The organism is Tumebacillus flagellatus, from assembly GCF_000714935.1.
Classification (GTDB): Bacteria; Bacillota; Bacilli; order Tumebacillales; family Tumebacillaceae; genus Tumebacillus; species Tumebacillus flagellatus.
Genome location: NZ_JMIR01000013.1, coordinates 16,287 through 35,200, shown reverse-complemented (window position 1 = coordinate 35,200; position 18,914 = coordinate 16,287). Strand labels below are relative to the sequence as shown.

Sequence of the window (18,914 nt, the reverse complement as noted above, 5' to 3'; positions counted from 1 at the left end):
TTGACGTACAAGTTCTATCTTACCCGAAATTGGCAAGCCGTTATGTGATGTAGCCCCCATTTGGCGAAAGAACTTGTCCTGTGACAAATGAAGAAGCCGGCAGCGCGAGAAACGTCACCGCATGGGCGACGTCCTCGGCGGTGCCAAGCCTTCCCACGGGCGTTTCGTCAGCGAGCAGCGCCAAGTCTTCGTCGCTCAAGTTTTCGAGCATGTCCGTTTGGATCGCGCCGGGCGCGACCGCGTTCACCGTGATGCCGGAGGGGCCCATCTCTTTGGCGAGCGCTTTGGTCAGCGCGATCACGCCGCCCTTGGACGCGCTGTACGCCGCTTCGCACGAACCGCCCGCCAACCCCCACATCGAAGAGAGGTTGATGATGCGTCCGTACTGCGCCCGGATCATATGCGGGAGAACGGCTTTCGTGCAGAGAAACGGCGCTTTGAGATTCGACGTCATCACAGCGTCCCATTCCTCTTCCGTCATGTCCAGGAGCAAGCCCGTGTGGGCGATTCCGGCGTTGTTGACGAGGATGGAAGGCGTGCCGAAGTTGACGCTTGCCGTTTGCACGAGCGCCTCTGCGTCTGCGGCTTGGGAGACGTCCGCTTGCACGGCGAGCGCGCGCACGTCGTGCTGGCGGCAGATCGCCGCCACCGATTCCGCCATCTCGGCATTCCGGCGGTAGTTGACGACCACGTCCGCTCCGGCGCGGGCGAGACCGACCGCAACCGCGGCTCCGATGCCGCGCGACGCTCCGGTGACGATCGCCGTCTGCCCGGCCAAGGGACGCGTGCAGGGATTGAGAGAAGGCGTGCGGGAGGTCACGGGAATTCACTTCCTTTCGTTCCTCCCTACTGTATCAAGAAAGCGGGAGTTCTTCCAGCCACTCCTGCAACAAATGATTGAACGTGCGCGGTGCACGGGTCGCGCAAGCATGATTGACGCCTTCGATCACGGCGATGCGGGCGTGCGGGAGCCGTTCGGTGAATTCGCGGGCGTACAGTTCGGTGGAGCGGTCTTTGGAGCCGTGCACGAGCAGGACGGGACAGGTGATTTTTTGGGCGATGTCCCGTGTGTCGAGATACTGCTCGCTGGCGTCGAGCAATTTGAGGTTCTCGTCGATGTTCGCCCGTTTCGCCACCCGGTAAAAAAATCCCCGCTGCACGATGTTCTCCGCGTTGGAAGCGGCGACATCATACGCCGCAAATTTATGGAAGTTCGTCAGCATCAGCCAGCGGGCGAACATCGTTTTGAGCGACAGGTATGCGCCTTTGACTTTGGCGAATGACGAGATCAGGCAGAGGCCCGCGACTTTGTCCGGATGGTCGAGGGTGAACTGCTCGGCGATCAGCGTGCCGGAGGAGTAGGCGACGAGGACGGCTTTTTCAAGCCCGAGCGTCTCGAACAGGGCGTTCAGATCTTCGCTGTAGCGTTGGATCGTCACCGTTCCTTTCGAGACGCCTGAGCCGCCGTGACCGCGCTTGTCGTACGCGATCACGGTGTAGTGCCGGGCGAACACGGGTGTCTGCCCGATCCACATCTGGTGGGAGAGGCCCATGCCGTGGATGAGGATCAGCGGGAAGCCCATGCCGGACACCGTGTAGTAATGCGAAATTCCGTCGTGCTCAAACCGCGGCATGAGGCTTACTCCCGCGGCGGCAAACCGGGGTAGGCTTGCGGGTCGCGCAGGTTGATATCGCCAAGCCCGATGTTCGGGTCGATCCAGCCCTGCGGGGACAGCGGAGCGATCGGGTCGAGCGCGTAGCCTTCCGTCGCCGGGTTGCGGTAGTCGTCGGGGAGCGAGCTCGGTTCGACGTTGCCAAACGAATAGGGGCTGTCCACGCCGTGATTCGCCGGCAGCGTTTCAAACGACGGAAACTCGCCGCCCTGTCGGTCGTCCGCCGCCGCCCGATGCGGTTTGCCGCCGTACTGCATCATGATGCGCTCGGCGGTCATCGCTTCGTGCTCGGAGTAGACGTCGACGGCGACGAATACGCTCACGCTGTGTCTCGGTTGAGACGAGCGATTCGAGCCAGCGTTCGAGCCAGCGTTCGAGTCAGCGTTCGAGTCAGCGTTCGAGCCAGCGTTCGAGTCAGCGTTCGAGCCAGCGTCTGAGCCAGCGTCTGAGCCAGCGTCTGAGCCAGCGTCTGAGCTAGAATTCGAGCCTGTACGGGAGACTGTGTATGAATCTGTGTGTTTCGAGTTCAATTCGTCCACGCTGACGCTGCGCAAACCTTGAGTTTGCGTGTGGGCTTGATGTTGCCCTTGCTCGCTTTCACCGCGCAGTCTCGTTCCGCCGGGGCCGTCTTCGAGACCGTAGTCCTTTTCAAACCCGCCCATCTGCGCCAACATGTAGCTGCCGACGCTTTGTCCGATCTGGTCTCCGGCGATCGGCCCGCCCGTCATGACCGGGCTCAGGCCGGGGTAGAGGTAGGCGAGCGTGCCCAGCGCGATGCCGCCGATCTCCGCCATTTCATACATCAATGTCTCCGCCGCGCCCATGCCGCCGTCCGCCAGTTTTTCGATTTCCGAACGATCGTCGACCGAGCCCGTTGCGGCGTGGTTTTGGCTCGTTTGCGGGGCGAGAATCGAAATTCTTTCCTTAAAATAAGGTGTTAAGTCCTTGACGCACCCTTTGGCTGTTGTATACGATTGAAAATGAGTGATGATTCGTTCATTTTTCATGGTTTCCTGATCCACTCCTTCCACTTATAGAGTTTGCAGGAACCTGCTATGCGATACTGTTTTAGCTTAGGAGGAATTCATATGTTCCGCAAAATCTTGATCGCCAACCGCGGCGAGATCGCCTGCCGCATCATTCGCACTTGCCAAGCGTTAGGCGTCCAAACGGTCGGTATTTATTCCGAAGCGGATGCAGAAGCACCGCATGTGAAGATGGCGGACGAAGCGTTCCTCGTCGGAGCGCCGCCGGTCGCGCAAAGCTACCTGAACGTCGAGCGCATCCTCGAAATCGCCAAAGAAACCGGCGCCGAAGCGGTGCACCCGGGCTACGGCCTGCTCTCCGAGAACACCGATTTCGCCCGCCGCATTACGGCTGCCGGTATCACGTTTATCGGTCCTTCCATCGAAGCGATCGCCGCGATGGGCTCGAAAATCGAATCCCGCAAAGCGATGGAAGCAGCCGGCGTTCCGGTCGTCCCCGGCATCACCCGTCCGCTCGTCGACGCGGAAGAAGGCGTGACAGTCGCCAACGAAATAGGCTACCCGGTCATGCTCAAAGCGTCCGGCGGCGGCGGCGGCATCGGCATGCAAGTCTGCCACTCCGACGAAGAGCTGCGCAAGGCATACGCGGGCAACCAAAACCGCGCCAAGCAGTTTTTCGGCGATGACGCGATGTACATCGAGAAGTTCGTCGAAGAACCGCGCCACGTCGAAGTGCAGATCCTTGCCGACAAGCAAGGCAACACCGTCTATCTCTGGGAGCGCGAGTGCTCGATTCAGCGCCGTCACCAGAAAGTCGTCGAAGAAGCGCCGTCGCCGTTCCTCGACGCCGAGTTGCGCAAGCGGATGGGCGAAGCGGCGGTGCGCGCGGCGAAGTCGATCGGCTACAGCAACGCGGGCACGATCGAATTCCTCGTCGACAAGCACCGCAACTTCTACTTCCTTGAAATGAACACCCGTCTGCAAGTCGAGCATCCGATCACCGAGGAGATCACCGGCCTCGACCTCGTCGCCGAGCAGCTGCGCATCGCAGCGGGCGAAGCACTTGGCTACACGCAAGACGACGTGAAACTGCAGGGGCACGCCATCGAAGTTCGCATCTACGCGGAAGACCCCAAGACGTTCTTCCCGTCGCCGGGCACGATCACCCGTTTTGAACCGCCGACCTTCGACTACGTGCGCAACGAAATCGGCACGGCGGGCGAGGGCGCAAAAGTCACCCCGTTCTACGACCCGATGATCGCCAAATTGGTCGTTCGAGCGACCGACCGTTTGGAAGCGATTTCACGCATGCAGGAGGCATTGGACCACTACCATGTCGAAGGTATTAAGACGAACATCCCGATGCTGCGTGAAGTGATGGCGCACGAAGCGTTCCGCGCCGGGGATACGACCACCGATTTTGTGGCAAAACACATTCAGAAAAAATAACAGGGTTCGCAACAGACCGGAACTAACAGGAGGATGTTACACATGACCGAAATCACCGCAAGCATGGCAGGCAACGTTTGGAAAGTACTCGTCAAGGCTGGAGACACCGTAGAAGACGGCCAAGACGTTGTGATCCTTGAGTCGATGAAGATGGAAATCCCGATCGCGGCAGACTTCGGCGGCAAAGTCGTGGAAGTCAAAGCCGAAGAGGGCGGCTTCGTCAACGAAGGCGACGTCTTGGTCATCATCGAGGACTAATCATGCAACTGCCGAACAACGTCACGATCAAGGAAGTCGGCCCGCGCGACGGTCTGCAAAACGAGAAGACCGTCATCGCGACTCCCGACAAGATCGAATGGATCAACCGCCTGTCCCGCACAGGGGTCCGGCATATCGAGATCACCTCGTTCGTCAACCCGAAGTGGATTCCGCCGCTGGCGGATTCCCTTGAGGTGGCGACGGGCATTGCGCGCGTCGAGGGCGTGACGTACTCCGCGCTGGTGCCGAACATGCGCGGCATGGAGGGGTTCCTGAAAGCGAACCTCGACGAAGTGGCCGTCTTCATGTCGGCGACCGAGACGCACAACCAGAAGAACATCAACAAATCAATTGACGAAACCTTCCCAGTCTTGAAGGAAGTCATCGACGCGGCGCTGCAAAACGGCAAGCGCGTGCGCGGCTATGTTTCGACCGTGTTCGGCTGCCCGTACGAAGGGCGAACCGACGTCAAGCAAGCGCTGTACGTTTCGCAAAAACTGCTCGACCTCGGCATTCACGAACTGTCGCTTGGCGACACGATCGGCGTCGCCAACCCCGTGCAAGTGCAACAGGTGTTGGAAGTCTTCCTCCGCGAGATTCCGGCTGACAGACTCGCGATGCACTTCCACGACACGCGCGGCATGGCGCTCGCCAACGTCCTTGCGTCGCTGCAGATGGGGCTGACCACGTTCGACGGAGCTCTCGGCGGCTTGGGCGGTTGCCCGTACGCGCCCGGCGCTTCCGGCAACGTCGCGACCGACGACCTCGTGCACATGCTGCACGGCATGGGAGTTGCGACCGGCATCGACGAAGCGGCGCTCGTGGCGTCCGCGCAATTCATGCAGGACAAAATCGGCCGTCCGCTGCCGTCGCACACGCTGCAAACTGTGAACGCTTGCTAGTTGTCGTTGTCTGCATCCAAAAACCAACGGGCCCGACGCGCAACCCTTGCGTGTCGGAGCCGTTTTTTCCAAGGCATTTCCTGTAGGGAGAGGAGCTTTCGTTATGCCGTTTGATCCCAAGATTCAAAACTTCCGCGACACGCCGCTTCCCGAAGACCGCCAAGGCCTCGTGCTGACTGCGATCGAGGACGGCATCGCCACCGTCACCCTCAACCGCGTACAAGCGCACAACGCGCTGTCCGTCGAGATGCTGGAGCAGTTTATCGACACGCTCTACGCGCTGAAATTTGATCCGAACGTCCGTGTGATCGTCGTGACCGGAGCGGGCGAGAAATCGTTCTGCGCCGGTGCCGACCTGATCCAACGCGGTCAGATGGACATGCCGCAAACCCGCCAGCACATCAACTTGATCCGCACGGCGGTCAACGAACTCGACCTGATGCCGCAGCCGGTCATCGCAGCGGTCAACGGCGTGGCGTTTGGCGGCGGCATGGAGTTGGCGCTGCCCGCCGACATCCGCATCGCCACGCCGAACGCGAAGTTCGGCTTGACCGAAGTCGCGCTCGCGATCATTCCGGGCGCGGGCGGCACGCAACGCCTGCCGCGTCTGATCGGGCTTGCCAAAGCGAAGGAACTGATCTTGACTGCCCGCCGCATCGACGCACAGGAAGCGGAGCGCATCGGCCTCGTCAACTACGTCGTGTCGCATGAAGAGCTGCTGAACAAAGCGTACGAGCTCGCCCGCGAGATCACCAAGAACGGCCCGATGGCGGTGCGTCAAGCGAAACTCGCGATCAACAAAGGGGTCGAAGTCGACCTCGCGACCGGGCTTTCCATCGAGCAAAACGCCTACGAAGTGATTCTGCCGTCCCAAGACCGCCTCGAAGGTCTGCGCGCCTTCAAGGAAAAACGCCCGCCGGTGTACCGGGGCGAGTAAGGTCTTTGCCTGCTGTACAGGGGCGTCATCATCGCAGGTTTGAGAGGAGAAATACGAGATGTCTTTTGACCAAACGCTCGCAGAGCGCGTAGCCCGCATCAAGCAAGGCGGCGCGCCGAAATACCATGAAAAAAACGCCGAGTCCGGCAAGCTGTTCGTCCGTGACCGTCTCCGTCTGCTGTTTGACGACGATTTCATCGTGGAAGATTCCATGTTCGCCAACTTCATGGCGGGCGATCTCCCGGCGGACGGCGTCGTCACCTGCCTTGGCAAAGTCGGCGGACGCACCGTCGCGGTCATGGCGAACGACTCCACGATCAAAGCGGGTTCCTGGGGTTCGCGCACCGTGGAGAAGATCATTCGCATCCAAGAGACGGCGGAGAAGCTCAACGTCCCGATGATCTACCTCGTCGACTCGGCGGGCGCGCGCATCACCGACCAGATTCAGATGTTCCCGGGCCGCCGCGGCGCGGGTCGCATCTTCTACAACCAAGTGAAATTCTCCGGCCGCATGCCGCAAGTCTGCGTGCTGTTCGGCCCGTCGGCAGCAGGCGGCGCGTACATCCCGGCGTTCTGCGACATCGTGATCATGGTCGACAAAAACGCCTCCATGTACCTCGGCTCCCCGCGCATGGCGGAGATGGTCATCGGCGAAAAAGTCACCCTCGAAGAGATGGGCGGCGCCCGCATGCACTGCCAAGTCTCCGGCTGCGGCGACGTGCTGGCGAAAACCGAGGAGGACGCGATCAAGCAAGCGCGTCAATACTTGAGCTACTTCCCGCAAAACTACAGCGAAATGCCGCCGGCGGCAGAACCGCTGAACCCGGCGCACTTCGAGAAGTCGATTGCGGAAATCATCCCGGAGAACCAAAACGCGCCGTTCAACATGCTCGATCTGATCAACCGCTTGATCGACGAAGGCTCTTGGTTTGAAATCAAAAAGCTGTTCGCGCAGGAGATCCTCACCGGCCTTGCGCGCATCGACGGCCGCGTCGTCGGGATTATCGCGAACCAACCGAAAGTCAAAGGCGGCGTGCTGTTCGTCGATTCGGCCGACAAAGCCGCGAAGTTTATCACCCTCTGCGACGCGTTCAACATTCCGATCCTGTTCCTCGCCGACGTGCCGGGCTTCATGATCGGGACCAAAGTGGAGCGCGCGGGCATCATCCGCCACGGCGCGAAGCTGATCTCCGCGATGTCGGAAGCGTCCGTGCCGAAGATTTCCGTCGTCGTGCGCAAAGCGTACGGGGCGGGTCTGTACGCGATGGCGGGTCCGGCGTTCGAACCGGACGCGTGCTTGGCGTTGCCGTCCGCGTCGATTGCGGTCATGGGACCGGAAGCAGCGGTCAACGCGGTGTACGCGAATAAAATCGCCGAACTGCCGGAGAGTGAGCGCGCGGCGTTCATCGAAGCGAAGCGCGAAGAGTACCGCGAGGACATCGACATCTACAAACTGGCGTCGGAGATGATCATCGACGGCATCATCGACCCGAACGACCTCCGCTCCGAACTCGTCCGCCGCTACGACGTGTACTCCAGCAAGTACGCGCCGTTCACGGATCGCAAACACCCGGTGTATCCGGTGTAAGCCAAAAAAGAACCTGTCTCCCGAGCGGGGCGGGCTCTAAGAAAAAAACCTGTTTCCCGAGCGGGCAAGTTGTAAGAAAAAACCTGCCTCCCGAGCGGGCAGGTTGTCAAGCAAAAAGAACCTGTCTCCATCATGGAGCAGGTTCTTTTTCATGTGTTGCTGATGAAGTGACAGGTTGTTTTTTCGGAAGCCGTTCCCTAACGAACGACCGGCAGGCTCTTCAGCCCGTGGATGATCGGGCTCGTCACCGTTTTCAGGTCCGCGCCCTCCGCCAGCCTCAGAGTCGGCATGCGGTCGATCAGCGCTTGGATCGCGATGCGGCCTTCCAGACGTGCCAGCGGCGCGCCGAGGCAGAAGTGCGGGCCCATGCCAAACGCGATGTGCGGGTTCGGGTTGCGGTCGATCACAAACTGATCGGCGCGGTCAAACTTCGCGTCGTCGAGGTTCGCCGACCCGATCCATGCGATCACTTCCTTGCCTGCGGGGATCTTCACGCCGCCGAGTTCCACTTCTTCCTTGGTGTAGCGGTTCATCGACTGCGCCGGAGAACGGAAGCGCAACCCTTCCTCAATCGCCGCGTTCAAGAGCTCCGGCTCGCGAACGAGGCGCTCCCAGTTCGCCGGCGTCTCCAACAGCGAGAGCATCGTGTTGCCGATCAAGTTCGTCGTCGTCTCGTTGCCTGCCACCAAGAGCAGGAACGCGAACCCGAGCAACTCCGGAATCGTCAACTTCTCGCCGTCCACTTCCGACGAGAGCAGCGTGGAGATCATGTCGTTGGACGGGTTGATGGCGCGTCGCTGAATGATGTCGGCGAAATACATCGCGAGCTCTTGGTTGGCGGTTTGACGCGCCTTCAAGTTCTCCTCAATCGTTTCGCCTGCTTCAATGTCCACGCCCTTGACGACCACGTCCGACCAATGCTTGAACTTCTCGCGGTCTTCGTTCGGCACGCCGAGCATTTCGGCGATGACGATCACCGGGAGCGGATAGGAGAAGTCGCGGATGAGATCGAAATCCGGACGGTCGGCCGCCTCCTCGAGCAACTCGCGCGCGATTTCTTCGATGCGCGGAGCCAGCGCGTCGATCGCTTTGGGCGTGAACGCTTGAGCGACGAGTTGGCGGTACTTCATATGCTTTGGCGGGTCCATGTTGATGATGCTCTGCGAGGTCAATTCTTCGCCTGCGCGTTGGGAGGAGAATACGGAATAGTCGGCGAGGACGCGTTGCACGTCGTCAAAGCGGAAGACATCGTAGCAGTCGCGTTCTTCGTCATAGTGAACCGGAGCCTCTGAGCGCATCTGGCGGTACCAGTCCGCCGGATGGGCCGCTTGCAACCAGCCTTGAGCCGGGATGATCAGTGCATGTTTTTGCATAAACGAAGTTCCTCCATTCTCAAATGGGCGCGAATTGTTATGTAATTCCGTTAACACTTTCATGCTACCCGTTGCACCTGCAGATGGCAATGGCTTGACACGAAATAATGCGCTATCATGGAAGATAAACAGACGCAATCGGAGTGGAGGGGAGACCCGCTGTGGACAAAGACAATGCATCGCCGATTCTTGAGGAATACGACCGCGAGATCGGCCTCTACGCAGACTTGAAAAGCAAGCTGGAAGTGCTGATCCAAGAACTGCTCAAGCAGCACAACATCCATGTGCACTCGATCACCGCCCGCTGCAAAGACCGCCGCAGCCTGCAAGGCAAGATCGCCCGCACGGACGGCAAATACGCCTCGCTGAACCAAATCACCGACATCGTCGGGTTGCGGATCATCTCCTATTACAACGACGAAGTGGACGCCATCGCCAAACTGGTCGAGCAGGAATTCGAACTCGACGCGCAAAACTCCGTGGACAAGCGCGAACTGCTCGACCCGGACCGCTTCGGCTACCTCTCGCTGCACTACGTGGTGAAGCTGCCGGAGAAACGGCTGGCGCTGCCGGAGTACGCGCGGTTTGCGGGGTGCAAAGCGGAGATTCAGATCCGTTCGATCCTCCAGCATACCTGGGCGGAGATCGAGCATGACTTGGGGTACAAAACCAAACAGGCGATCCCCAAGGAGATTCGCCGCAGCTTCTCGCGGCTGGCGGGGTTGCTGGAAATCGCCGACCTTGAATTCACGAAGATTCGCAATTCACTTCAAGAGTACGAAAACGAAGTGCAAGAGCAGATCCAAGACCAGCCGACCACCGTGTTGATCGACCAAGCGTCGCTGAAGTCGTACATCAACGCTTCGCCGCTTGTGCAGGAATTGGACGAGCAGATCATCTCGTACTCCGGCGCCTTGCTCCACCACAACGAGCACTTTATCGGAGCGATGGTGGAAAAACTGCACTTCTGCGGGCTGAACACGATCTCCGACATCGACGAGCAACTCAGCCAGCATAAGTATTTGATCGTGGAAATCGCCAAGGGCGTCTACAAAGCACAGCCGCGTCCCGTCGACATGATGAGCGTCGGCATCGCGCTGCTCTACCTCTGCAACGTCCTCGTGGCGAGCACCGAATCGCCGGAGCTCGTGCGCCGCTATGTGCGAGGGCATACCGCGATGGACCCGGCGCTGGAAGAGCGGTTGGCACGGGACATCTTGCTGTTTTACAAGCAGGCGGTCAGCTTATGAGAATTGCGATCGTCGGCCCTGGCGCAATCGGCCGGTTGTTTGCGGGCGTGCTCGTGAACGGCGGACACCGGCCCCTGTTCGTATGCCGCCGCGAAGAGCAAGCGCAGGCGTTTTTTCGTGACGGGCTTGGTTTTGTGGATTTGGCGGGGGAGGAGAAGCGGTTGCGCGTGGAGGCGGTGACGGGCGATGTGCCGGCTGACACGGACGCCGTCCTGTTCACCGTCAAAAGCTACGACACCGCCTCGGCCGCCGCGAAACTGCCGCAGGGCATCCCGATTCTCTCTCTGCAAAACGGCCTCGGCAACGGCGAGACCCTCGCGAAGCAACTCGACCCCGCCTGTCTTGCACTGGGCTTGACCACGCACGGTGCGACGGCAGAGGGCGACACCAACGTCCACTACAAGGGAGCGGGCTTGACCGTCCTCGGCGATTGGTACCCCCAAAATCTCGGAAAAAACAGCCCTGCCCGCATCTGGGCTGAGCTGCTCACGTCGTCAGGACACCCTGTCACGCTCACGGACGACATTCGCACCGAAGTGTGGAAGAAAGCGATGGTGAACATCGGCATCAACCCGTTCACCGCGCTTTACCGCAAGCAAAACGGCGAGCTCCTCGACAGCCCTTCGCTGTTGCGCCTCATGCGCCTCACCGTCGAGGAAGCGGAAAGAATCGCGGCGGGTGAGGGCGTCGTGCTTACGAACAGCTTTGCGCGCGTCCTTGAAGTCTGCCGCCAAACGGCGGCGAACACTTCGTCCATGCTCCAAGACGTGCTCGCCGGACGGCGCACGGAAATCGAATCGCTCTGCGGCGTGATCGAAACGTTCGGACGCAACCAAGGCACCGAAACCCCTTACAACACCGCAATGCTTGAGCTCGTTCGCGCACTCTGAAAAAACCCGCTTCTGATCAGACGGGGGACGGGGCTTATTGTCACGTTGCCTGAACTCGTTCGCGCTCTCTGGTAAAGCCCCGCTCCTGCTAGAAGACAGGCAGCGGGGCTTTTTTTCAATGTCGGACCCTCAGGAGAAGAGTGCGATTCCTCGATTCGTTCAAGAATTTTTCACAACCTCATAATTGTTACTATTTACAAAGGGGTGCCTCGGGATTACAATATAAACTATGGAATTCGGGATTATCCGAACTCTGCGGAGCCGTGCAAACGGTTGTCGATGCCTCCCCTGATAATCGCATCCGCAGATTCTTCCATACTTTTTGTTCGTTCTGAAATGACCCCATTGCGCAGACCGAGAGAGTCGAGGACTCTTTTCGGTCTCTTTTTTTCGGAATTCATCTTGCTGAATGGATCAAATCGTGTAAAATTACACTATTAGAACCGAAACGGGAGATGGAAACGGCATGGAACAGCTTGAATTCGACCAACTGATTTCGGAGCGAACCCGCTTGATCCGCGCGGAAGCAAACGTCACGCAAGACCGCTTCGCCGAGATGATCGGCATCTCGAAAAAAACGCTCGTCGACGTGGAGAAGGGGCGCAAGACGTTCGGGTTCACCACGTCCGTCACCGTCGCCGTGCTGTTTCGGGACGGCGAGATCGTGCAAAACTTGTTCGGCGATGCGGTGCTGGAGATCATCGACCTCTGCGCCCGGCAAAGCGCTGTCAAACCGTGGCTGAAGACGCTTGGCGGCCACGTGTTCTGGACGCTGTTCATCGAGCACGAAGGCTACCGGATGCAACATAACCGCGTCACCGGACATTACCGAATTCTTGACCCGAAAAACTACCGCATCTTCTACTCGTTTGACAAGGAAGAAGTCCGGCAGCGTTTCCAAGAAATTCTCAATCAGTAAATGGGGGCAGGATTCCCTACAAAAGACCCTGTTTCACGAATTGAAACAGGGCCTTTTGTAGGTGTTTGCTTCTCAAAGATCTTAGTGTTGATTGCAAACAAATTCGATTGCGATTGGATTGTCAGAATCCAATGAAGCACCACCCCAGATGACAACGTAGGAAGGCTGAATATCAACAGATCCGTCTTTTTGAATTATTCCGTTGATGTACAAGTTGAAAAAGAGAAACTTCTCGGGAAAGGACGTTACACTTTGGTCAAAGTTGTCAACAAAGCAGTTGGCAGGAATCGTTAAATCATCCCCGGTGATGGAGCCAAGGAAGGCGGTCGTAAAAAATTTTTTTGAAGAGAGCGATGGGTCATTGGGTTTACAACAGCAACAATGACAGCAATGGTGATGGTGGCCATGATGGTGGTCATGATGGTGGTCATGATGGTGGTCATGATGGTGGTCATGATGGTGGTCATGATGGTGCATATGATAGTGCATATGATGGTGCATATGATGGTGGTCATCGTGGTGCTTTCGATGAGGATCTTGATGATGAGCGAGATGAGGTTCGCTGTCGTGTTTGAGATGCACATCCTTTCCTGAAGAAACAGTGTCTTTGTCACGGTTTGCTATTTTTTCTGTCACCTCTTTTCGTGCATTCTTTTCATGTGGTTCAGGTGCTTTTGGGGTACGATCCTTTTCGTTTTTTGTGTGCTTCGCACGTTTGGTTTTGTTTTCTGTTATTTCGTCTTGGGCATCCTTGAATGTAATAAAAAAGGCAGTTATGGAAGCCCCTCGGGGAGGTGCTTTTCTCAACAGCACCAATTTACCTTCAAAGATTTCATAAGCATTTGGCGGTTGCAACGTACCTTCAATATACAACAGGATTCCGAAAATCTTTCGTGGATCAGGAATATGGGAATTGGAAAACGCAAGTGAACGATCCTTGCTTTGGTAGATTCTCTTTTGGCCGTCGGAAACAACGTGAAAGGGAATCAACTCCAACTCACACTGCGTATGAGCCAGCATTCGAAGGCCCCCTATTTTAGCGATTGAAGAAAATATTTGGATCGATTTCTCCATTTTCTTATACATAATATTACTTGTTCATTTTGATTGACATAGATGTCAGCCTGATTTTATCAGCACAAATCGGAACGCCGATTCAGCCTCTGGGGGGGTCTTCAAATGCGATGAGCGAGAAGTTTGAAGATTCGTTGGATGCTATCGGCACGGAACCGACAGACAGCGCAGTAAGCCTTGAATCGTTTGACAATGCCCAAAAGGCCCCGTTTCTAGTGAAACGAGGCCTTTTGGGAGATTCCACGTCGTGTTAGAAGTTGATGCCCAACTCCAGAACGATCGGGTCCGAGCCGTCGAGCGATGCACCGCCGAGGATGGTAAGTTGCGAACTGGTCAGAGTAGCAACGCCGTTTTCCTGAATCATGCCGTTGATATACAGCGTGAAGTAGGCGTGGTTCGGGAATGCGGTGATGGGAGCGCCGTTATCGTCTACAAAAAGGTTGGCAGCGAGGTCCAGGTCGGAACCTGTGATCGTGCCGGCAGATGCAAGAACGTAGTACTTTTTGCTTTTAAAGTTCGGGTTGATCAAGCTAGCAGCCATGCGAATTCACCTCCTTTCAAAGGCTCATCGAGACTGGAGTCTCTGGGAACCTGTGTTGACACGTCTGAGAATGCGTTGTGTTTTGTTTTCAGTTCTGCTGTAGTATATTGTGGATTGAATGATGTTGACAACGACGTTTGCCTAAAATTAAGAATCCAAAATTAACACGTGATACACGATGGAAATCAGACGTACTCTTGGGACACAAAAAAACCCTGACCTTCACGCTAGACGCTTCAGGTCAGGGTTTCTCGCTATTCGGTTGGTTGATTTTTAGAAGGGCACAGGTGGTTCGCATAATGCTGCGCGCCCCACTTGCGCAACGCATCTAAGACACTGGTCAACGTCAATCCGCTCTCCGTCAGCGTGTATTCCACGCGCGGCGGGATCTCCGGGTAGATCGTGCGGTTGATAATCCCGTGCTCCTCAAGTTCCTTCAAGCGGTCGGTCAACAACTTTGAGGAGATCGGCAACGACGCGGCAATCTCGGAAAAGCGCTTCTTGCCATCGAACAGCTCGCGAATGATCAGAACGGTCCACTTTTTGCCGATGACGCCGAGCGTCACTTCGATCGGACAGCACGGATTCGATTCGGACATCTCGCTCGCTCCCTTTATCAAGTTCTTTAGTTTTAGTATAACACAGACTTTCCGTAAGATGTGTTACTTTACGGGGGCTGTGCCATCCGCAATGCAATAGGAACGTATGTACGATTTCTAGGGTCACGGAGGCGAACGTATGTCCTGAGTCTTTGGAACCATTTTAATCTAACAGGTGAAAAACATGCCAATCCAACCTTGTTTTCAGAAGGATTTCTGTGGGTAGAACCGAATACCAAAAAACAGTGGTGGAAAGTGGGGGAAAGTGGTGCACTTTTCCGCAAGGTGGGTGAAGAGGCCGTGTTCATGGGGGAATATCAGCATAACATCGACGACAAAGGTCGCCTGATCATTCCAGCGAAATTCAGGGATGCGCTGGGCGTGAACTTTGTTGTGACCCGTGGACTTGATTCTTGCCTGTTCGTATACCCGCGCAGCGAGTGGGAGACCTTAGAATCGAAGTTGAAAAGTCTTCCATTCACGAGAGCCGATGCACGAGCATTCAGCCGCTTCTTCTTCTCGGGAGCGACCGAGTGCGAACTCGACAAGCAAGGCCGCGTCAACATCCCGAACCATCTACGAGAATATGCCAAGTTACTCCGGGACTGTGTTGTGATCGGCGTTTCCAGCCGCGTCGAGATCTGGGGCAAGGAAGCTTGGGACGAATATTGTGCCCAATCTCAAGACTCGTTTGCTGAGATTGCGGAAAAACTAATCGATTTCGATTTGTAGGAGTGTTTACCAATGTCGGATACATCGACCTTTCATCACATTTCCGTTTTTGCAGAAGAAGCTGTGGAGGCTCTGAAACCGGAGCCTGACCATATCTATGTGGATTGCACGCTTGGAGGTGCAGGTCACTCGGGACGCATCTTGAAGGCCAGTTCGCCGACCGGCCGCCTGATTGCCATCGACCAAGACCTCATCGCCATCGCCAATGCCAAACAAGTGCTCGCCCCCTACGAAGGGCGGTTCACGATCGTCCATTCCAATTTTCGCCGATTAGCGGACATCGTAGCCGAACAGGGACTTTCCGGGGTGGACGGAGTGTTGTTTGACTTAGGCGTTTCCTCGCCGCAACTCGACGAGGGAGAGCGCGGGTTCAGCTACCAACACGATGCGCCTCTTGACATGCGCATGGACAAAACGCAAAGTTTCACCGCAAGAGACCTCGTCAACGAGTGGAGTGCGGAGGAGATCACCAAGATCCTCTACGACTACGCCGAAGAGAAATGGTCGAAGCGCATCGCCGAATTTATCGTCCGCGAGCGCGCCAAAGCGCCGATCGAGACGACAGGACAACTGGTTGACATCATCAAAGCGGCCATTCCCGCCGCTGCACGCCGAGAGGGAGGCCATCCCGCCAAGCGGACTTTCCAAGGGATCCGCATCGCGGTTAACGACGAGTTGAACGTCTTCGCCGAAGCGATTCAACAAGCGATCGACGTCCTGAACCCGGGGGGTCGGGTGGCGATCATCACCTTCCATTCCTTAGAGGACCGTATGGCAAAACTTGCGCTGCAAGAAGCGGCCCGCGGGTGCATCTGCCCGCCGGAGTTGCCGATTTGCCAGTGCACCAACACGCCGCGCGTGAAAGTGATCACGCGTAAACCAATCGTTCCCTCTGAGGAAGAATTGGCGCACAACCCAAGGGCACGTTCCGCCAAACTGCGCATCGCCGAGAAGCTCTAACCAAAACGGAACCTGTACCTTTTTTCTTGGGAGAAGGGAGCAAGAAATCGATGTCGACATACCGGGATAACCTCGCGCGTCCCCTGCCGCAAGCAGAGCCCGCGCCTTCATACCAACCTTCCAAACAACCTGTTCGCTCGCCGCAGCAGAAAGCGGAAGCGAAGGACAAATTGAAATGGCTGTTCACCGTGGTCTTCTGTCTGGGCATCATCATCTCGCTCGCCGGACGCTACGCGCACATGGTCGGATTGAACTATCAACTGGAGCAACAGCGCAGTCAATTGCAAGCGATGAAAGACCAGCAGCTCAAATTGGAACAGCAAGTGTTGCAGATGGAATCGGCTGACCGCATCAAAAGCGTCGCTGCGAACCAACTGGGCATGAAGCCGGTCCAAGACAACAAGATGGTTATCGTGCAACAGCAGCAAGGGAGCAAACAATAATGAAAGAACAGGAACGGACCTTCCGCAAACGCTCGAAGCTGTTGCGCTTCGGTCTTCTGGTCGGCATGTCGTCCCTGGTTCTGCGTCTGTTTTACGTGCAAGTCGCCGAAGCGAACTCCCTCTCGGAGAAAGCCCAAGATTGGATCAAGACCGAGAAGGACATCGTCGGCACGCGCGGTGCCATCTTCGACCGCAACGGGCAGAAGCTCGCGTTCACCGGCGTGGCGTACGACATCAACGTCGATGTGAGTTTTTTCCGCAAAGACAAAGCCAAGGAGAAAGGCGATACGCCCGAGGAGTACGCGAAATTCCTCGCGCCGCTGCTTGGCATGACGGAAAGCGACGTGCTGGGCTACATCAACCTCACCGATCCGAAAATCCAAGGCGTAGGTCTTGGCCCCAAGGGCAAGAAAGTCGACTCCTCCATCGCCGATAAGATCGAAGCCGCGCACAAGGACAAAAAATTCCTCGGCATTACCGCCAACCGCACCGACATCCGCCGTTATCCGAGCGGGTCGCTTGCGGCGCACGTGCTCGGGTTTTACGGGATGAACCCTGCTGACGGCAAAGATACCGGTCTCGCAGGCGTGGAGTCGGTCTATGACAAAGAGCTGACGGGCGATCCAGGTCATATGGAGTATTTCACCGACCGGGACGGTTATCCGCTGCCGAACTACGAACCGAAAGTCACCAAACAGCCGACCGACGGCAAGGACGTCGTGCTGACGATCGACGAGACGATCCAGCACTTCGTCGAGGACGAGTTGGACAACATCGTCAACAAGTACGCGCCCAAGCACGCGACGATCATCGTCGCCGATCCGAACAACGGCGAAATTTTGGCGCTGGGCAACCGGCCGACGTTCAAACCGGCGGAGTACGCCTCCGCGGACAAAGAAGCGCTTTGGAACGACTTCGCGCTGCGATCGTTTGAGCCGGGCTCCACGTTCAAGACGTTCGTGTTGACGGGGGCGCTTGCCGAAAACAAACTCGATCTCTCCGAAAAGTTCCAATCCGGCTCCATCACCGTCGACGGCATGACCGTGCGGGACTGGAACGGCGTCGGCTTCGGGGACATTTCCTACCGCGAGGCGGTGTACAACTCCTCAAACGTAGGGTTTGTCAAGATCGGGCAGAAGCTCGGCAAGGACGATCTCTTCAAGTACCTCTACGATTTCGGGTTTAACAAACCGACCGGCATCGACTTGCCGGGCGAAGAGAACGCGTCGCTTTTTGATCCGAAAAAGATGAGCGACATCGACTTGGCTTCCACTTCGTTTGGACAAGGGGTCTCCGTCACGCCGATGCAGCAGATCGCCGCGATGATGGCCGTCTGCAACGGAGGGAAAGTCTACCAGCCGCACGTCGTCAAGGAACTGCGCGATCAGAAGACCGGCGCGACCGTCGAAGAGATCAAACCGAAAGTCACGCACGAAGTCGCCAACCCGGAAGTGTTCCAAACCGTGCGCCAAGTGTTGGAAGAAACGGTGCTCGCAGACGCGAACAAAACCGACTACATCCGAGGCTACCACGTGGCGGGCAAGACCGGCACGGCGCAAGTTCCGAAGGAAAACGGCGTCGGCTATGACGACGACCATTACCGCCTCTCGTTCACCGGGTTTGCCCCGGCGAACAACCCGCGTTTGCTGATCTATGTTGACGTCGACCAACCGTCGCGCAACGCGCCGCTGCAATTCGGCTCCATCGAAGCGGCCCCGTCCGGGAAAGTCGTGCTCGAAGAAGCCCTGCACTACTTGCAGGTGCCGATCGACCCGAATGACAACACCGTCCCGCAAACGGACAGCAAAACGGGCGAGTCGCCGAAAGTCGCCAAACCGGCGGAACCGAAGACGTTCGTCAACGTGCCGGACCTCATCGGCACGACGAAAGACCAAGCCGTGGAGTTGACCAAGCAAAACGGTTTGAAGATTCAAGAGGTCGGCGACGGCCCCAAAGCGACGGGTCAATGGCCGGACGTCACGTACGGTCAAGTGCCGGCCGGTACGGAGGTCAAAGTGTATTTCGGCCCCGAAGGCACGAAGGACGGAAAAGTAAAAATGCCCGATCTGCGCGGACTCTCGATGCGGGAAGCGATGGAAACTCTCTCGCTCTTGCAGTTGCAGATGGAGCCGAACGGCTCCGGCTACGTGATCAAACAGGGAGTTGCGCCTGGCACGATGGTCCCGTTTGGCAGCTCGGTCAAGTTGGATTTTGCCCCGCAGTCTTGACGCTGCGGGTTTTCTTGTGTTTAATGGACGGCGGACGGGCATGGTCAAGCCGGGTTCTTGTACCTCTTTTTCCTGCATAATTTTAGCGTAGTATGGAAAAGGAGGTCTGGCT

19 protein-coding genes are annotated in these 18,914 nt (G+C 57.2%); 12 read left to right on the top strand and 7 right to left on the bottom strand.

Annotated elements, in window-relative coordinates; genetic code table 11:
- Window positions 1-40: 40 nt before the first annotated feature.
- From ymfI to EL26_RS10355, 3 genes are read right to left on the bottom strand one after another with little or no spacing between them, the layout of a single operon-like run.
- Complete coding sequence (gene ymfI, locus EL26_RS10365; protein ID WP_052036235.1) at window positions 41-820, bottom strand: elongation factor P 5-aminopentanone reductase; 780 nt, start codon at window positions 818-820, stop codon at window positions 41-43.
- Window positions 821-854: 34 nt separating this feature from the next.
- On the bottom strand, window positions 855-1,634 hold the full coding sequence (locus EL26_RS23690; protein WP_052036234.1) for an alpha/beta fold hydrolase: 780 nt from the start codon (window positions 1,632-1,634) through the stop codon (window positions 855-857).
- 5 nt (window positions 1,635-1,639) lie between these two features.
- Window positions 1,640-2,680 carry a hypothetical protein gene (locus EL26_RS10355; RefSeq protein ID WP_038087887.1) on the bottom strand — a complete coding sequence of 347 codons (1,041 nt, stop codon included), beginning with the start codon at window positions 2,678-2,680 and terminating at the stop codon, window positions 1,640-1,642.
- Between the two features lie 81 nt (window positions 2,681-2,761).
- Here EL26_RS10355 and EL26_RS10350 point away from each other — a divergent pair, with 81 nt between their 5' ends.
- The 5 genes from EL26_RS10350 to EL26_RS10330 all read left to right on the top strand — a co-directional run bounded on the left by EL26_RS10350 (window position 2,762) and on the right by EL26_RS10330 (window position 7,793).
- Window positions 2,762-4,108, top strand: a complete 1,347-nt coding sequence (locus EL26_RS10350) for an acetyl-CoA carboxylase biotin carboxylase subunit (protein WP_038087884.1) — start codon at window positions 2,762-2,764, stop codon at window positions 4,106-4,108.
- A gap of 42 nt (window positions 4,109-4,150) precedes the next feature.
- Complete coding sequence (locus EL26_RS26185; protein ID WP_038087881.1) at window positions 4,151-4,366, top strand: acetyl-CoA carboxylase biotin carboxyl carrier protein subunit; 216 nt, start codon at window positions 4,151-4,153, stop codon at window positions 4,364-4,366.
- Window positions 4,366-5,268: a hydroxymethylglutaryl-CoA lyase gene (locus EL26_RS10340; protein WP_038087879.1), complete on the top strand. Its 903-nt coding sequence runs from the start codon at window positions 4,366-4,368 to the stop codon at window positions 5,266-5,268. The genes EL26_RS26185 and EL26_RS10340 overlap by 1 nt, the downstream gene beginning before the upstream one ends.
- Window positions 5,269-5,371: 103 nt before the next feature.
- Entirely contained in the window at window positions 5,372-6,205 is an 834-nt protein-coding gene (locus tag EL26_RS10335; RefSeq protein WP_052036233.1) for an enoyl-CoA hydratase, read from the top strand.
- A gap of 58 nt (window positions 6,206-6,263) precedes the next feature.
- Entirely contained in the window at window positions 6,264-7,793 is a 1,530-nt protein-coding gene (locus tag EL26_RS10330) for an acyl-CoA carboxylase subunit beta (RefSeq protein ID WP_038087876.1), read from the top strand.
- A gap of 197 nt (window positions 7,794-7,990) precedes the next feature.
- On the opposite strand, the gene EL26_RS10325 is transcribed toward EL26_RS10330, so the two are convergent.
- Window positions 7,991-9,166 (bottom strand): cytochrome P450, encoded by a 1,176-nt coding sequence (locus EL26_RS10325; RefSeq protein ID WP_052036232.1) that lies wholly within the window; start codon window positions 9,164-9,166, stop codon window positions 7,991-7,993.
- Window positions 9,167-9,327: 161 nt separating this feature from the next.
- On the opposite strand from EL26_RS10325, the gene EL26_RS10320 reads away from it, so the two are divergent.
- The 3 genes from EL26_RS10320 (at window position 9,328) to EL26_RS10310 (ending at window position 12,225) form a co-directional block, all read left to right on the top strand.
- Complete coding sequence (locus tag EL26_RS10320; RefSeq protein WP_052036231.1) at window positions 9,328-10,416, top strand: GTP pyrophosphokinase; 1,089 nt, start codon at window positions 9,328-9,330, stop codon at window positions 10,414-10,416.
- Window positions 10,413-11,306: a ketopantoate reductase family protein gene (locus EL26_RS23685; protein WP_052036230.1), complete on the top strand. Its 894-nt coding sequence runs from the start codon at window positions 10,413-10,415 to the stop codon at window positions 11,304-11,306. The genes EL26_RS10320 and EL26_RS23685 overlap by 4 nt, the downstream gene beginning before the upstream one ends.
- A 466-nt stretch (window positions 11,307-11,772) precedes the next feature.
- Window positions 11,773-12,225 (top strand): helix-turn-helix transcriptional regulator, encoded by a 453-nt coding sequence (locus EL26_RS10310; RefSeq protein ID WP_038087873.1) that lies wholly within the window; start codon window positions 11,773-11,775, stop codon window positions 12,223-12,225.
- Between the two features lie 81 nt (window positions 12,226-12,306).
- On the opposite strand, the gene EL26_RS24960 is transcribed toward EL26_RS10310, so the two are convergent.
- The 3 genes from EL26_RS24960 to EL26_RS10295 form a co-directional block, all read right to left on the bottom strand.
- A complete protein-coding gene (locus EL26_RS24960; RefSeq protein ID WP_152559231.1) occupies window positions 12,307-13,245 on the bottom strand; it encodes a DUF4183 domain-containing protein in 939 nt (312 codons plus the stop codon).
- 304 nt (window positions 13,246-13,549) lie between these two features.
- Window positions 13,550-13,840 (bottom strand): DUF4183 domain-containing protein, encoded by a 291-nt coding sequence (locus EL26_RS10300; protein ID WP_052036229.1) that lies wholly within the window; start codon window positions 13,838-13,840, stop codon window positions 13,550-13,552.
- A gap of 254 nt (window positions 13,841-14,094) precedes the next feature.
- The gene (locus EL26_RS10295; protein WP_052036228.1) at window positions 14,095-14,439 is read right to left on the bottom strand and encodes a winged helix-turn-helix transcriptional regulator; all 345 of its coding nucleotides are present in this window, start codon (window positions 14,437-14,439) and stop codon (window positions 14,095-14,097) included.
- Window positions 14,440-14,739: 300 nt separating this feature from the next.
- On the opposite strand from EL26_RS10295, the gene mraZ reads away from it, so the two are divergent.
- From mraZ to EL26_RS10275, 4 genes are read left to right on the top strand one after another with little or no spacing between them, the layout of a single operon-like run.
- On the top strand, window positions 14,740-15,171 hold the full coding sequence (gene mraZ / locus EL26_RS10290; RefSeq protein ID WP_038088099.1) for a division/cell wall cluster transcriptional repressor MraZ: 432 nt from the start codon (window positions 14,740-14,742) through the stop codon (window positions 15,169-15,171).
- Window positions 15,172-15,183: 12 nt separating this feature from the next.
- Window positions 15,184-16,131 carry a 16S rRNA (cytosine(1402)-N(4))-methyltransferase RsmH gene (gene rsmH, locus EL26_RS10285; RefSeq protein ID WP_038087868.1) on the top strand — a complete coding sequence of 316 codons (948 nt, stop codon included), beginning with the start codon at window positions 15,184-15,186 and terminating at the stop codon, window positions 16,129-16,131.
- A gap of 50 nt (window positions 16,132-16,181) precedes the next feature.
- Window positions 16,182-16,574, top strand: coding sequence for a cell division protein FtsL (locus tag EL26_RS10280; RefSeq protein WP_038087865.1), 393 nt, complete (start codon window positions 16,182-16,184; stop codon window positions 16,572-16,574).
- Window positions 16,574-18,802, top strand: coding sequence for a PASTA domain-containing penicillin-binding protein (locus EL26_RS10275; RefSeq protein ID WP_052036227.1), 2,229 nt, complete (start codon window positions 16,574-16,576; stop codon window positions 18,800-18,802). Before EL26_RS10280 ends, EL26_RS10275 begins: the two co-directional genes overlap by 1 nt.
- Window positions 18,803-18,914: the final 112 nt, after the last annotated feature.

Excerpts from the sequence above, each read along its gene's own strand:
- EL26_RS26185 (WP_038087881.1), top strand. The coding sequence starts at position 4,151 with ATGACCGAAATCACCGCAAGCATGGCAGGCAACGTTTGGAAAGTACTC.
- rsmH (WP_038087868.1), top strand. The coding sequence starts at position 15,184 with ATGTCGGATACATCGACCTTTCATCACATTTCCGTTTTTGCAGAAGAA.
- EL26_RS10325 (WP_052036232.1), bottom strand. The coding sequence starts at position 9,166 with ATGCAAAAACATGCACTGATCATCCCGGCTCAAGGCTGGTTGCAAGCG.
- EL26_RS10350 (WP_038087884.1), top strand. The coding sequence starts at position 2,762 with ATGTTCCGCAAAATCTTGATCGCCAACCGCGGCGAGATCGCCTGCCGC.
- EL26_RS10330 (WP_038087876.1), top strand. The coding sequence starts at position 6,264 with ATGTCTTTTGACCAAACGCTCGCAGAGCGCGTAGCCCGCATCAAGCAA.
- EL26_RS23685 (WP_052036230.1), top strand. The coding sequence starts at position 10,413 with ATGAGAATTGCGATCGTCGGCCCTGGCGCAATCGGCCGGTTGTTTGCG.
- EL26_RS10275 (WP_052036227.1), top strand. The coding sequence starts at position 16,574 with ATGAAAGAACAGGAACGGACCTTCCGCAAACGCTCGAAGCTGTTGCGC.
- EL26_RS24960 (WP_152559231.1), bottom strand. The coding sequence starts at position 13,245 with ATGCTGGCTCATACGCAGTGTGAGTTGGAGTTGATTCCCTTTCACGTT.
- EL26_RS10355 (WP_038087887.1), bottom strand. The coding sequence starts at position 2,680 with ATGAAAAATGAACGAATCATCACTCATTTTCAATCGTATACAACAGCC.
- EL26_RS10300 (WP_052036229.1), bottom strand. The coding sequence starts at position 13,840 with ATGGCTGCTAGCTTGATCAACCCGAACTTTAAAAGCAAAAAGTACTAC.
- EL26_RS10280 (WP_038087865.1), top strand. The coding sequence starts at position 16,182 with ATGTCGACATACCGGGATAACCTCGCGCGTCCCCTGCCGCAAGCAGAG.
- EL26_RS10310 (WP_038087873.1), top strand. The coding sequence starts at position 11,773 with ATGGAACAGCTTGAATTCGACCAACTGATTTCGGAGCGAACCCGCTTG.
- EL26_RS23690 (WP_052036234.1), bottom strand. The coding sequence starts at position 1,634 with ATGCCGCGGTTTGAGCACGACGGAATTTCGCATTACTACACGGTGTCC.
- EL26_RS10295 (WP_052036228.1), bottom strand. The coding sequence starts at position 14,439 with ATGTCCGAATCGAATCCGTGCTGTCCGATCGAAGTGACGCTCGGCGTC.
- EL26_RS10335 (WP_052036233.1), top strand. The coding sequence starts at position 5,372 with ATGCCGTTTGATCCCAAGATTCAAAACTTCCGCGACACGCCGCTTCCC.